Raw genomic sequence first — 13,514 nt, forward strand, 5'->3', positions numbered from 1 at the left:
ACTTTTAATTTTTTCTGCCAAATATAGTCGTCTGACTTCCCAGCTCCATTTGAGGGTGCATTACATGTGACTGATGCTGTAGGTTATCTCCTTGTTAATAAGCAAATGGGTAACGATATGGCTGAAGGCTGCTTCTTCGTGCAGATTGCATAGAGACTATACTGCACCTCATTATTTTGTTTTATCGTTCTTTAACAGTTAACAGTTGCATTTTTGAGGTGGCAGGATTGTCGCTTGATAATTGTGAGGCACGCTGGCCGACAGCAGCCCCCCCCTAGCGGCATCCGCTTGTACCTGCACACCGTGCTGCTGACCAAGATAACCTACCCGGACGGCAACACGTGGCAGGCGCGCTACGACGACCAGGGCAACCTGCTGGCGAGTCCGATGCGCTGGGCAAGATGACCGAGTACCTCAACGGCGAAGACGGCCTGCCGCACACGATCATCGATGCGACCTTCAAGTCCAAGTACCTGTGGTGGAACGCCTACGCCCAGGTCGATCGTTTCGAGGACTGCTCAGGCAAAAGCACCTACTACCGCTACGATGAGCGGCAGCACCTGATCGCCGTCACCGACGCGCTGAACCAGACCACGACGCTGGAGCGCAAACCCGACGGCGAAGTGCTGCGCATCTGCCATCCGGATGGCACCGCCGAATCCTTTACCTACAACGCCCTCGGCCAGGTGCTGACCCACACCGACGGCGAAGGCCAGATCACGCGCCTGCAACGTACTTCGCGTGGCCTGCCCAGCAGCCGCCAGGATGCCAAAGGGCAGTGGATTCGTTACGAGTACGATAAAGCGATTCGCCTGACTGCGTTGGTCAACGAAAACAGCGCGGCCTACCGCTTTGCCTATGACGCTTCGGACCGCCTGAGTGAAGAAGTGCGGGTGGACAACTTGACCCGGCGCTTCAGCTATGCCGTTGGCGGCAGTCTGGTTCGCCTGGACGAAATCGGCTATGGCGAAAACGGCGAGCACCCGAAGCGCAACGGATTAGATGGTGGGTCAAATCTATATCGCTACAGTTCGAACCTGACTGGCTGGATTGATCCATTGGAATGGGAATGCTGCGGGCGGCGCGAAAAAATTACTGGAAAGGCATAGCTAAAGAAGAATTAATTGAAGACAAGGCAATTTACTCTAGTCGAAATAGTGCTCAACTGGCTTCCGGTAATACCCAAGAATTACAGCAAAGGTAAAGAGTGACAAGACTGATAAGATTTCTGTGAAGGATATCTCGTATGAGCTGCATCCTACCGACATGCCTCAGAGGGTGGGAAGCAAATGTGCATACAATTTCTAACCTCACGGAGGTCGACCCATGGCAGCAAGCTGCTGTAGATGCTTACAGAAAGGTAGGCTACGAGTTGATTGACGTCATAAAAGGAGTAGGCACATGGTAGATCGAGATAAATCTTATATATTGTTCAGTTCTGTGGTTATGGCTGTGGCTGCAAAAAAATACAAAGCCGGAACCAGCCATGCCGAAGCCGAAGATTTTGTACAACATTTATTTGATGAGTACATCAACGAAGGGTTGGAGGTACCGACAGTAGACTGGATTGTCGCAGGTCCAAAGAAAGCCGTAACTTGGATAGCCTCCCGATTGGCCAATAGTTTTCGCTGCTACGGGGCGTCGCCGAAATGGGTGGACGAGCCAAGCTGGCGATTTCTGGGTAATACGCCAATGGATTTTGTACATCAGTTTGAGGTGGAGGGTTGCTTGAGCGGCGATCGTTACGAGGGTTTGATAACGTACGTGTTTTTTGGTCAAAAAGAATGTCAGGATAATGGTTGGAAAATGGTTGTAAAACTAGTCCAGCAGGACAAGAATGAACCGGGAACTACTTTGGTTGATTGAACATCAAGTTACCGCCATATTTATATATTCGATGCATAGTGAATTCGAGGGTAGTGATGGTTATGAGGTGCGGTTGGCGTGACGCGTAAACGGTAGCACGAGTTTTGGTCATAAATATTAAGGATCAGCCATCGAGGCGGCTGCCAACTTTGTCTCAGCCACGATTTCAGGAATATAGGTGAGCATATGTCTGTTGCATTGGCTTTATACGGCATTGAAGATATTGACCCTAAGTTGGCCCTGAAGTTTGCCAAGCACTTTTTTGCTTGCATGAACCTGTCGATTACAGGTGCGGGTTATTATAAATATTTGAGTGATGGGGATCATGTTGGTGATCACGGTTTTGTAGTCGTGGATTTGACCGAACTTGAGATCAGAGTAAATAACGGTACAGCTACTGCATTTAGGCTATACAACGAGAAGCCAGGTACTATCCCGTGGTTTGCATCCTTTGGTTATTCTACGAATGATTTTGGCAGTTTCTACCACTTTGATGGCCAATGCTCTGAGGACTCTGTGGGGCTAGATAGCCTGATAAAGTTCGTTAAAGATATCAGTGCTAACATTGTACTGCCTTATGGAATTATCTATAGTTGCGAAAAAGTTAGCAAGGCTTTTAGTTACGCTGCTGGCAATAACATGGCGGTGATGTATCCGTATGAGAAATCATCTGCTTTCAAGAAAGAAGTGCCTGGCAGATTTCAGGGGCGAGAGCGCTATAAGGATGGTTTACTTCGGATGGTTTATCCCGTTAATATATTAAGTAGCCGGCATTTTGAGGGGGAAGTTGAGGGGATGGTACTGAGAGATTGGATTGGTGAAAATCGTGGGCGTGGAACACTCGAGACATTAACTTCTTCGACTTGGCTGTGGTGCGTCGAAGCCGGTCACCTTCAAAGCGTAAATAAGTCTCTGGGCGAAGCCGGCATCCTAATTTCATGGAAAAACCCGGATATTAAGAAGCGTTTTTGATTTTTATTTCGAGCAATTTTGTTGCAAAGGCACTGCCTGAACCAGTTATTTGCTTGCAGAGCCTAAGTTAGATGCTAAGAGACGCTCTTGATTTAGTAGGCTCTAGCTGAACCTGGAAGGTCATCAGCGATATAGAGCGCGATGACCTGCATCGCGAGGTGTATCGCAAGCAGGGGAAGCTCACCAGTTGGTTTGGTTACGACGCGATGTGGCGCAAGGCGTGGCAGTTTGCGTCGACCTTGCCAGCGGAAAAGCTGTCGCAAGTGCACAACCCCGGCATCCAGATCAACACGAGCCAACGGCGCATAGCTGGTAGCGGCGGGCGATTGTCGCCCGCACAGCGTGAATTGTTGCAAGAATTAGGAGTGCCTAAGGAAAACGTTTTCAATGGTAGAGCTTTTGTGAAAGATTTTGAAAGGCTTGAAAATCAGGCTGAACGTATAATTTTGCGAAGTCTTCCAGAAAACTCAGTGGTGTCACGGTGGGGTATTTCATGGGGAGGGTTTCAGAGAAATGCTTCATGCGCAAGCTGTCAGCCTTATGTAGGTATCGCTGGCGGAATATTTGACTAGGGAGTAGAAATGGCATTTCCATCCGAGAGAAAACAGATAATTACAGATGCACTAAGAGTGCTTGATCTTGATGAGAAAGCAAAATTCAGTGCATGGTGCTTGTATTACTTCGAGACGGAGTCGGTGTTAATTAGCTATTTTGATATGGAGTTGGGCCCCTCTGCCAAGGAGAGGGTTATCGCCCTGACAAGGAAGTTGTGGCTTAATGACTACGACTTAGATTTATTGCAGTGCGATTTGAAGTTTTTAGAGGCATTGGATTGGGATATAGATGCTGTCAGTGAGTCAGATATCAATGCATCTGAGGGTGTGACGGATTATCTTGCTGCAGCGACCTTTGCTGTGAAAGGTGTATTGACTGACAGTGAAAATTATTTCCATGCTTGCTCTGAGAACGTGATCAACAGACTGGATTATATTATGAGCTTTAGCGAGTCCGACTTAGGAGAGAACCTTGTTGATGCTAAATATGAGAAGCAGAAAGTTTTTTTAGCGCTCATTAAACCTGACCCACTAGAAATTAATTGGTCTCGATAGCTTTTCGTTTTGTCTATGGCGATTGTTTTTGGGTGTGGGATGCATATTACGCTGTAATTTCTGGTTGCTATGCTGTAACGGGCGTTATATTCCACGCCGGTCAGGCCTACACGCCTCTAGAAATGAGGATAAGTGAGGGTGAGATTGTTTGGCAGGCGGCATATCGTTCGCTGCTGGGCGATTGAGCACTTGGCTGTGAATGAGGTTGATCAAAATCTGCGTCTCCAAGGACAGTATTTCGACGCCGAAACCGGACTGCATTAGAATACCTTTCGATATTACCAATCTGAGATAGACCGATTTATTACACAAGATTCAATAGGATTAGAGGGCGGATTTAATTTTTATCAATATGGTCCAAACCCGCAAGCTTGGCTCGATCCTACTGGATTAGCTACCTATAATACTATGCCCGGGATTTCAGGATTCAAAAAGCATCATATAATCCCGCAGCAACTGGTCGACCACCCTGTGTTGAAAACATCTGGTTTGAATATCCATGCCTCGCAGAATATTATTTACTTGCCTAAATACGAGGAAGGTCACCCAACAAGGACTATTCATCGCGGCTCTCATCCTACCTACAACGCGCAGGTCCGCAATAGTCTGAACGAAATCGAGTTGGTTGGACGCGAACAGGGGTTGACCAAGGAGCAATACCGTTCAGCGGTGAAAGATGTGATCAGTGAAAACCGTCAAGGGCTCAGGCGTGGCGAAATAAAACTGAACAAAAACTCGATCAGAGGTGTTTGCTAGATGAAAATTTTGGTACCAGCCGATAACTATCCGGAAAACTACTGGATTAAATATGATCATGAAACCAACATGGACCATATGGAGTTTTCAATAGGTAAAGAAATCCATGGTAATGGTGCCCCAGTCCTCTTCACTGCAAAAGGGAAAGTTAGCATTGCGTCAATAAAAAGTTATGATTATCTTTTTAGTGACGGTCCTGATGTAGTTAGTGCACATTTAGCTAAGCTCTTGAGAGATAAATGCCCTAAAGATATACAGCTACTACCTGCCGAAATTAAAATTAATAACCAGGTTGTTGGTGAGTATTTTGTGCTAAACATTCTCAATGCGGATCTAGCTTTTGACATGGACAACTGTACTTATGTTCCGCTTATAAAATCCATGCCAAATGGGCCAAAAAAATTCAAAAAAATTTCACTTTTGAATAAGCTGCCAACTTTCGACATTTTTAGAGCGTCTGAGAGTAGATTTAATGTTGTTTTATCTGATCGCCTTGCACAGGATCTGGAGGCGGAATCAGTCAAAGGCGTTCGATTCGTCTCGAATCTAGATGGGCTTTAAGTGATGCACAAAGTTTTTGGGCAAATGAAGCTCCACCCTTAAGGGAGGGTGGCGTAGGAGAGGCCTTTTAGTCTTTAGAAGCTGGTTATGAGCAAATTCTTATAATTTTTAGCGTCTGTTAAGTAAAGTGAGAACTGTGGGGCGGTAAATTATCCGACCCCTTACATTGTAAGTCTCGCCGGATAAATTAATGGTGTTAAGATTTAGATGCCTGCCTGTTTGGTTTGGTCGACTGATGGTGGCGCGACTAAGGAGCTGGTTAGTGATAGTGAGTAATTACTTATAAAGTTTAAATTGACTAATAGTGGCTTTAATTTACGACTGCAATAATGTGTAAAGACTGCCCAGGTCTAGGCACATTAACATCGACGATTAGATGTGGAAGTGGCTGCCAACTTTGCCGCAGTCACTTCTTTATTTTTGGCTCCGGCCTTATGCTTAAAGTCGGTCAAGGTCAGCCTCGTTTTAATTTATCAGCTGCCTTGTCTCAATCTTGCTGCGCCAATAGGCGCGAGGATCGCGGGCAGCTACCTTGACCTTGCCGGGCGCTTCATCGTTGGCCCGGACATAGAACGTGCGATCGGCGGTTTCACCGGTAACCCTGTAGATATGACAACTGGCCGCAAATTGCTGGCCAACGAAACGGATTCCGTCCTGCCAAGGGCGATGCCAATCGAGTGGTCACGCTTCTATGCCAGCGACCTGACCGACATCAGCGCGCCCGGCGGTGTGCGGGTGCACCTGCATTACGAGCCCCACTCGGTCGACTGAGCAGAGCATCCTGTATGTCTATGAGCCGGGGGTAGCTATGGGCCGTTGGCACGGGTTGACCAGGCGGAAGGAGAAGAGCAGAAAGTCTACTACTTCCACACCGATCAGATCGGCACGCCCCTAGAAATGAGCAATAGCGAGGGTGAGATTGTCTGGCAGGCCACATAGCGGTCTTGGGGCGCGATCGAGCAGCTGACGGTCAATAAAGTCCAGCAGAATCTGCGATTCCAAGGGCAGTACTCTGATGTTGAAACTGGCTTGCACTACAACACATTTAGGTATTACGACTCTGGAGTTGAACGTTTCGTTACTCAAGATCCAATTCGTTTAGATGGTGGCTTTAATCTCTATCGCTACGTTCCGAGTCCGACTGGATGGATTGATCCCTGGGGGTGGGAATGCTGGAGCACTGGCCGTAAAAACTATTGGAAAGCGGAAGCTAAAGCTCCAATCCGTACACACTCTCCAGCAAACCTAGCCCGGATGGCGGAGGGTAAAGCTCCTAAAATGACGATAGAAGTAATTTCCCGAAAATCAGATAAGATTTCCATAAAAGAAATGAGTATGGAGTTACATCATAATGATATCCCGCAGCGAGTGGGTGGCGCGGGGGTACATGATCCGTCTAACTTGCTGGCACTTACTCCGTGGGAGCATGAGGTAGTAGACCAATTTAGACACGCAGGGTAAGATCTAATTCGCATTATCAAAGGAGTTGATATATGGTGACCGAAGCTAATTGGAATTTGGTGCAAATTGTTGGCTCTGAGCTCTATCAAAAAATGATCTCAGAGTTAACTAGCGTCACTAAAACTGAGATCGAGTCAGAATATGCTGAGGTCTTCGTAAGGCTCGATGCAGCGAAGCTAGCTAGAGCGGGTCTAAGCACTCAAGATGTAATGGTTTTTATGAGCGAAAAATATGACGCCATAAAACAATATTCCATAATTAAAATGTCTGCACTTTCCAAAGATGAAGATGATGAAGAGTATTCTCCGGGACTGGCTCCCCCTGATGATGAGAGAAGCAAAACAATCAAAGTAGGCAAGTATTCGCAAGGCTTTTTGGTTACCAATACCATAGAGTACGCTTTGGCTATCAAAGGGTTCGAGCCTCTGCTTGAATATTTAAAAAAATCTAGAATTCCAAATGCAAAAAAATATGCTGGTCAAATTATAGGTTTTGTCGACGTTAAGTGAAATCGTGGCAGGATGGGGCGGATGATACTTAATTGGATGCGCTTTAGCGCTAAAAAATTTGTTTTTCTACAAGCCAAATAGAGGTGGTGCTCTTTAAAATAGGAGATAATATATGTGGGGCGGTAACGCCCGATTGATTGAGATCCTTTTAAATCTGCAATAGGGATTTTGTCGATCTCATTGCCGCGCGCGAGGATATCAAAACCTACGAAAGCGCGACTCGATGCAAATTTAAGGTATACATGGAAACCTGGCATACAGCTTCCAGGGTTCATTGCCGGAGCAGGGCCAAACAGGGCTCGCGGCCACTGATTGGGCCGTCAGCTAGGCGGCTCAGGAGATGATGTCAGAAACCTAATTACTATCCAGCAGCGACCGGCTATTACACCTGTTATGTGTGCAGTTTAGGGGCGGATTCGTAAGGCTTTGGAGCAGGGTCAGGTTGTGGATGTTAATATAGCACCTATTTACCACGGTACCTCAAGGATTCCAGCCGGGATTACTGTCAAGGCGGAGGGGACGGGGTCTTTTTGAGCATGTTACAGCTCTGAAACTTCCAGGGATGCGATCATGTCAACAAATAATCTTCTTGCAGTATTGCGGCCTCCTATCACACCTAATGACGCAGGTGCAGGGAAACAGTGGCCAATGATTGATGGAATGTTTTTCCCGTCGGACTATGTTGAATTCATAAATGTATATGGGTCAGGGAGGATAGCGGATTTTTTGGTTGTATTTAATCCTTTTAGCCAAAATGAAGACATTAACTTTTTTGATCAATTTAGTTTAGTTTTAGGTAATTTTAATGATTTGGTAACGTCTGATAGGGATTATTTTAACTACCCTCTTTATCCTGTAGAGAATGGACTAATTCCGGTAGGAGTAACGGATAATGGGGATTACATTTTTTGGGTTGTGACCTCGAGGCAGAATAGCGACGAGTGGCAGGTGGCGATTATTGCCTCTAGATCGCCAGAAGTTGAATATTTCAAAGGTACTTTGACTGCCGTGCTCGAGAAATTGCTCATGGGTCGATTAAGTTCGAGCTCACTACCCAGTCGTTTTGCTTCCACCGGCATTCATTTCGATATTATCTAGCCTGTTGGTCATGCGGCGTAATGATAGAGAGTTGGCGGGCCATTGCATGGTGCAGTGCGCGTTATCGTATCAGTCGTGCCCAGACCACGCGCTTGCAACGTACTTCGCGTGGCCTGCCCAGCAGCCGCCAGGATGCCAAAGGGCAGTGGATTCGTTACGAGTACGACAAAGCGATTCGCCTGACTGCGCTGGTCAACGAAAACAGCGCGGCCTACCCTTTGCCTATGACGCTTCGGACCGCCTAAGTGAAGGGTACAATAACCGACATGAGAATGTGATATGTTTGATGTTGATAAGTTAATTGATGAAGTGGAGCGCACTGAATTTTTTTCAAAAATGGGCTGCACCTCGGATTTGAAAAGTGGAGTGATTTATGTGGAAAGTATATCTAAGGTTTTTGTAGAGCCTGTTAAAAGCGATTTTGAAGGTTGTTACAAGGATCTTGAGTGGCTTCCGACTTCGCCTACTCAACAGGATCCTTTCAATGTGTTTCCTAAGCCACCCAAAGAGTTAGTGGATTCGCGACTCAGCGTTAGTAAAGCAGTGATGCAATCGATTAAAAGCACTCCAAAGTACACGTTCGTTTGTGGGCCGCATGACTTTAGCATTGCCGCACGGAATGCTGCATGCTTTGCGTTTAGACAATATGTATCTGAATCTTATTATGGTGATAAATGCGCCTGGTCCAAAGTCATTGATCTGTACTTTTCAGGAAGGTGGCCTGTGGGGTATTCAAAGGATAGAATCATTGCCATCTAAGTTTTTCGTTTAAACAGTTGGTTGCTGTGGTGTCCGTAGGCGGTTGGATGTTTTGGCTGCAAGGAATGCGGCATGAGCCTAGAAGCGTCCAACACTTGGTGCTTCATGTTGCCTAGCGACAATAGCGTCTCGGATTATGATATGACTACATGGGCTAATTTAGGGGGCGAACCGCCAATACTCGGCCTGCAAAGCGGACGCAAGGTCAACCACCGGTACTACGGCAGCGTTCACCTGCTCTAGTTGAAACAGGACGGCCAAGTCATCAGCGACATGGAGCGCGCCAATCTGCACCGCGAGATCTACCGCACATGGGGCAAACTCACCAATAGCTTTGACTACGACGCCATAGGGCAAAGACTGACAGCTCGTACCATAGCTAACTGAAAATTCCACTCAAAGAAGGCAATTGATCCGGTAACTTTGGAAGTACTATGGATCAACGCCAACTCTCTTTAACCACCTTACGCCGCCCACCAAGAATCACCCAGCCAATTCCCAGCAACAGGCTTTCGACGACAAACGCCAGCACAAACCCTGCCCCCACGCCCCAGCCAATCGCCTCCGGCACCAGGAGAATCTGATAGCTGTACCCCTTGAGCGTCTCGTCGCGCATCTGCGGATCAGGCTGCACCAGCACATGCCAGGTGCGGCTGACCCACGAGCCTTGCAAGGCCTGCCATTCGTTCTCGAGCATCTGGTTGCGGATCAGCAGGCTTTCGATGCTGTTGGCATCGCTGTTGAACACCACATCGTCACTGCTGCGGTAATGCCGCACCAGCGCCTGCAAATCGCCCTTGAAGAAACGTTCGGCGGTCTGTTTGAAGCCATCGAGTGCCTGGCGCGATTCGAACAGGTGCGCCTCGACCCGCTGGCTGTAGTCCTTGACCAGCCCAGGCACCTGGATACCGGCCAGCAGGCCGAAGGTGAACAGCAGCAACCGCAGGTAACTTCTGAACATGCAGCGTCCTTAGCTCTGGCCTTGCGTAACGCACTCTCCGTGCCGCCACAGGCCCCATTGGCCCGGTTCGTAGCGCCGCCAGGTCTCGTTCTCGGTCAAGGCCTCGGTGGCAATCACCGTGACCACGTCATTGGGGGTGGTTTGGGTGTGAAAGTCGACGATCAGGTCGACATCCTTCAACCGCGCCGCGCCAAAGGGGGCGCGACGGGTAATGTGTACCAGCTTGGTCGAACAGAAACAGAACAGCCAGTCACCATTGCTGAGCAGGCAGTTGAACACGCCCTTGCCGCGGTACTCGGCACAGGCTTCGACCAACACCGGCAGCAGCTGTTCCACCGCGACCGGCTCAGGGAAAGCGGCACGGATGCGGTTGAGCAAGTCGCAAAAGGCGGCTTCGCTGTCGGTGTCACCCACTGGCCGGTAGAAGGTTGCCTCACCCTGGAACGCCCCTAGCTGGCCGTTGTGGGCGAAGCACCAGTTACGGCCCCACATTTCGCGCACGAACGGGTGCGTATTGGACAGGCACACCTGGCCCACATTGGCCTGGCGGATATGGCCAATGACCACTTCGCTCTTGATCGGATAACGCTGCACCAGGTTGGCGACTTCCGACTCGCTGCTCGCTGCCGGGTCCTGGAACAGTCGCAGGCCGCGACCTTCGTAGAAACCGATGCCCCAACCGTCACGGTGCGGGCCGGTGCGGCCGCCACGTTGCATCAGGCCGGTGAAGCTGAAGACGATGTCGGTGGGGACGTTGGCGCTCATGCCCAGCAGTTCGCACATGGTGCTGCCTCCGCTTACAGACGTGGCTCGACCCGGCCACCAGAAGCCGCGGCAGGCGGTGGGTCATTGCGGTAACGGTCACCGCGTTCGGCGGCCAGCGGTGCCCCGACGCCCACTGGGTCGTCCTCGGCAGCCAGGCGCTTGGCTGCGGCCTCCTGCTGCTCGCGACGCTCGCGGGCACGCTTTTCCAGCGGCCAGCGCAGCAGCACGAAGGCCAGGTACAGGCCAAAGGCGATCAGGCCGTACATGGCAAAATCCGATACCGCGCGCCAGGCGTTGTTGCCCACCTTGAAGGCAACGTCCAGGGCAGTGATGGCGATGGCCGGGGCCATGGCATCCTTACCGGGGTCAACGACGGTCGGGGTCAATAACAGGACCGCGAGGATCACCCGCAGCGGCTCGCGCAGCCAGCGCCACATCCAGCCAGTGAGTTTGAAACCCACCCAGAGACAACCCAGGGCAGCAACAGCGTAAAGGCCCCAGGCGAGGGTATAGTCGTTCTCGGTCATGGTGATCGTGCAAGCCAGGCAAAGAGTTGCCTATGATAAACACTTTTCCGGGCGCAGGCGCCCCCCCAGCCAAGAGATCCCCGATGCCCAACGCGCTCCAGCCCCCCATCGCCCGCCAAGACCAGGCCGCCGACCCCTACGCCTGGTTGCAACAGCGCGACACCCCTGAGGTGCTTGAGTACCTGCAGGCCGAAAACGCCTACCAGCAAGCGTGCCTGGCCGACCAGGCGCCCCTGCGCGAACAGCTGTTCGAAGAGATCAAGGGCCGTATCCTGGAAACTGACCTGTCATTGCCCTCCCCCTGGGGCCCCTACCTGTATTACACCCGCACCACAGCGGGCGATGAGTACCCGCGCCACTATCGCTGCCCACGGCCTGCCGATGACAGCAACACAGTGGACGAACGCCAGGAACAGCTGCTGCTCGACCCCAACGCCCTGGCCAACGGCGGCTTTCTGGCCCTTGGCGGCTTCAGCGTCAGCCCCGATCACCGCCTGCTGGCCTACAGCCTCGACACCAGCGGCGACGAGGTCTACACCCTGTACGTCAAGGACCTGGCCAGCGGCAACCTGACCGCCCTGCCCTTCGACGACTGCGACGGCAGCCTGACCTGGGCCAATGACAGCCAGACGCTGTTCTTCGCCGAACTGGACGATACCCACCGCCCGTGGCGGCTGCGCCGTCACACGCTGGGCGAAACTGGCGCGCAGACCGTATTCGAAGAGCCGGACGGGCGTTTTTTCCTGCACTGTTACCGCGCCAGCTCTGAGCGCCAGCTGGTTTTGCTGCTCAACAGCAAGACCACCAGCGAAGCCTGGGTGCTGGACGCTGAAACGCCGCGGGCGGCATTCACCTGCCTGGTACCGCGCGCCGAGGGCCACGAGTACTTCCCCGACCACGGCCAGCTCGATGGCCAGTGGCGATGGTTCATCCGCAGCAATCAGGACGGTATCAACTTCGCCCTGTACCAGGCAGCGGCAGACCAGGTGCCCACCCGTGAGCAATGGCAGGTGCTGGTACCACACCGCGACGAGGTCATGCTCGAAGGCCTGAGCCTCAACGCCAGCGCCCTCACCTTGAGCCTGCGTGAAGGCGGGCTACCGATCATCGAAGTGCGCCCGCAAGGCGCGCCGGCCTACCGCGTCGAACTGCCTGACGCGGCCTATAGCCTGTACGTGCAGGACAGCCTGGAGTTCGCCAGCACGCGCATCCGCCTGCGCTACGAGGCGCTCAACCGCCCGGCCCAGGTGCGTCAGCTGGATCTGGCCACGGGCGCGCAGGCGGTGCTCAAGCAAACCCCGGTGCTGGGCGATTTCGATGCCGATGACTACGTCAGCGAACGCCTGTGGGCCACCGCCGCCGATGGCACCCAGGTGCCGATCAGCCTGGTACGCCGCAAACAAGACCAGGGCAAGACGGTACCTCTGTACCTGTACGGTTACGGTGCGTACGGCGAGAGCCTCGACCCGTGGTTCTCGCATGCCCGCCTGAGCCTGCTGCAACGCGGTGTGGCCTTTGCCATCGCCCATGTGCGCGGTGGCGGCGAGCTGGGTGAAGCCTGGTATCGCGCCGGCAAGCAGGAGCACAAGCCCAACAGCTTCAGCGACTTCATCGCGTGCGCCGAGCACCTGATCGCCCAGGGCGTGACAGCCTCCGACCGCTTGGCCATCAGTGGCGGCAGCGCCGGTGGCCTGCTGATCGGTGCCGTGCTCAACCTGCGCCCGGAGCTGTTCCGCTGCGCCATCGCCGAAGTGCCGTTCGTCGACGTGCTCAACACCATGCTCGACCCCGACCTGCCATTGACCGTCACCGAGTACGACGAATGGGGCAACCCTCAAGAGCCACAGGTGTACGAGCGGATCAAGGCCTACGCGCCCTACGAGAATGTCAGCGCCCAGGCCTACCCGGCCATGCTGGTGGTGGCTGGCTATAACGACAGCCGCGTGCAGTATTGGGAGGCAGCCAAGTGGGTGGCGCGCCTGCGTACACTCAAGACCGACAGCAACCTGCTGCTGCTCAAGACCGAGATGGGAGCCGGCCACGGCGGTATGAGCGGGCGCTACCAGGGGTTGCGAGACGTGGCACTGGAGTATGCGTTCGTCTTCAATGAGCTGGGCGTGGTTTAAAACGCGCTTTTCGTTGTCATAGCTTCGAGGGCCAATGGCCCTGA

The 13,514-nt window shown here is 51.8% G+C and carries 14 protein-coding genes and 4 pseudogenes; 15 read left to right on the plus strand and 3 right to left on the minus strand.

Translation table 11 applies throughout. The features are described 5' to 3' along the window. Positions 1 to 300 precede the first annotated feature (300 nt). From ABRP30_RS21180 to ABRP30_RS21245, 14 genes and pseudogenes are all read left to right on the plus strand, one after another. Positions 301 to 995 (plus strand): annotated as a pseudogene (locus ABRP30_RS21180) (type IV secretion protein Rhs); the annotation flags it as partial. A 406-nt stretch (positions 996 to 1,401) separates the two neighbouring features. Continuing rightward, a complete protein-coding gene (locus tag ABRP30_RS21185) occupies positions 1,402 to 1,866 on the plus strand; it encodes a hypothetical protein (protein ID WP_349974680.1) in 465 nt (154 codons plus the stop codon). Between the two features lie 186 nt (positions 1,867 to 2,052). After that, entirely contained in the window at positions 2,053 to 2,838 is a 786-nt protein-coding gene (locus ABRP30_RS21190) for a hypothetical protein (RefSeq protein ID WP_349974681.1), read from the plus strand. Positions 2,839 to 2,954: 116 nt separating this feature from the next. Continuing rightward, positions 2,955 to 3,134 (plus strand): annotated as a pseudogene (locus tag ABRP30_RS21195) (hypothetical protein); the annotation flags it as partial. Between the two features lie 285 nt (positions 3,135 to 3,419). After that, on the plus strand, positions 3,420 to 3,947 hold the full coding sequence (locus ABRP30_RS21200) for a hypothetical protein (RefSeq protein ID WP_349974683.1): 528 nt from the start codon (positions 3,420 to 3,422) through the stop codon (positions 3,945 to 3,947). A gap of 89 nt (positions 3,948 to 4,036) precedes the next feature. Then, positions 4,037 to 4,343, plus strand: a pseudogene (locus ABRP30_RS21205) (RHS repeat-associated core domain-containing protein); the annotation flags it as partial. 12 nt (positions 4,344 to 4,355) lie between these two features. Then, positions 4,356 to 4,703 carry an AHH domain-containing protein gene (locus ABRP30_RS21210; RefSeq protein ID WP_349974841.1) on the plus strand — a complete coding sequence of 116 codons (348 nt, stop codon included), beginning with the start codon at positions 4,356 to 4,358 and terminating at the stop codon, positions 4,701 to 4,703. Beyond that, positions 4,704 to 5,264, plus strand: a complete 561-nt coding sequence (locus tag ABRP30_RS21215; RefSeq protein WP_349974684.1) for a hypothetical protein — start codon at positions 4,704 to 4,706, stop codon at positions 5,262 to 5,264. Between the two features lie 378 nt (positions 5,265 to 5,642). Then, positions 5,643 to 6,035 carry a DUF6531 domain-containing protein gene (locus ABRP30_RS21220; RefSeq protein WP_349974685.1) on the plus strand — a complete coding sequence of 131 codons (393 nt, stop codon included), beginning with the start codon at positions 5,643 to 5,645 and terminating at the stop codon, positions 6,033 to 6,035. Between the two features lies 1 nt (position 6,036). Beyond that, positions 6,037 to 6,725: pseudogene (locus ABRP30_RS21225) on the plus strand (RHS repeat domain-containing protein); the annotation flags it as partial. A 32-nt stretch (positions 6,726 to 6,757) separates the two neighbouring features. Continuing rightward, entirely contained in the window at positions 6,758 to 7,234 is a 477-nt protein-coding gene (locus ABRP30_RS21230) for a hypothetical protein (RefSeq protein WP_349974686.1), read from the plus strand. Between the two features lie 570 nt (positions 7,235 to 7,804). Next, positions 7,805 to 8,332 carry an SMI1/KNR4 family protein gene (locus tag ABRP30_RS21235; protein ID WP_349974687.1) on the plus strand — a complete coding sequence of 176 codons (528 nt, stop codon included), beginning with the start codon at positions 7,805 to 7,807 and terminating at the stop codon, positions 8,330 to 8,332. Between the two features lie 92 nt (positions 8,333 to 8,424). After that, positions 8,425 to 8,577, plus strand: a complete 153-nt coding sequence (locus tag ABRP30_RS21240) for a hypothetical protein (RefSeq protein WP_349974688.1) — start codon at positions 8,425 to 8,427, stop codon at positions 8,575 to 8,577. Between the two features lie 34 nt (positions 8,578 to 8,611). Continuing rightward, positions 8,612 to 9,091, plus strand: coding sequence for a hypothetical protein (locus ABRP30_RS21245; RefSeq protein WP_349974689.1), 480 nt, complete (start codon positions 8,612 to 8,614; stop codon positions 9,089 to 9,091). A gap of 439 nt (positions 9,092 to 9,530) precedes the next feature. Here ABRP30_RS21245 and ABRP30_RS21250 read toward each other — a convergent pair whose 3' ends face one another. The 3 genes from ABRP30_RS21250 to ABRP30_RS21260 are packed head-to-tail and all read right to left on the minus strand — an operon-like array spanning position 9,531 to position 11,344. Further along, positions 9,531 to 10,052: a DUF2937 family protein gene (locus ABRP30_RS21250; RefSeq protein ID WP_349974690.1), complete on the minus strand. Its 522-nt coding sequence runs from the start codon at positions 10,050 to 10,052 to the stop codon at positions 9,531 to 9,533. 9 nt (positions 10,053 to 10,061) lie between these two features. Further along, positions 10,062 to 10,835, minus strand: a complete 774-nt coding sequence (locus tag ABRP30_RS21255; RefSeq protein ID WP_241806024.1) for a class II glutamine amidotransferase — start codon at positions 10,833 to 10,835, stop codon at positions 10,062 to 10,064. Positions 10,836 to 10,849: 14 nt separating this feature from the next. Then, positions 10,850 to 11,344, minus strand: a complete 495-nt coding sequence (locus ABRP30_RS21260; RefSeq protein ID WP_267818023.1) for an MFS transporter — start codon at positions 11,342 to 11,344, stop codon at positions 10,850 to 10,852. Between the two features lie 83 nt (positions 11,345 to 11,427). Between ABRP30_RS21260 and ABRP30_RS21265 the strand changes: the two genes are divergently transcribed. Next, on the plus strand, positions 11,428 to 13,470 hold the full coding sequence (locus ABRP30_RS21265; protein ID WP_349974691.1) for a S9 family peptidase: 2,043 nt from the start codon (positions 11,428 to 11,430) through the stop codon (positions 13,468 to 13,470). The last annotated feature ends 44 nt before the right edge of the window (positions 13,471 to 13,514 follow it).

The sequence above is a fragment of the Pseudomonas sp. WHRI 8519 genome, assembly GCF_040224055.2.
Classification (GTDB): Bacteria; Pseudomonadota; Gammaproteobacteria; order Pseudomonadales; family Pseudomonadaceae; genus Aquipseudomonas; species Aquipseudomonas putida_X.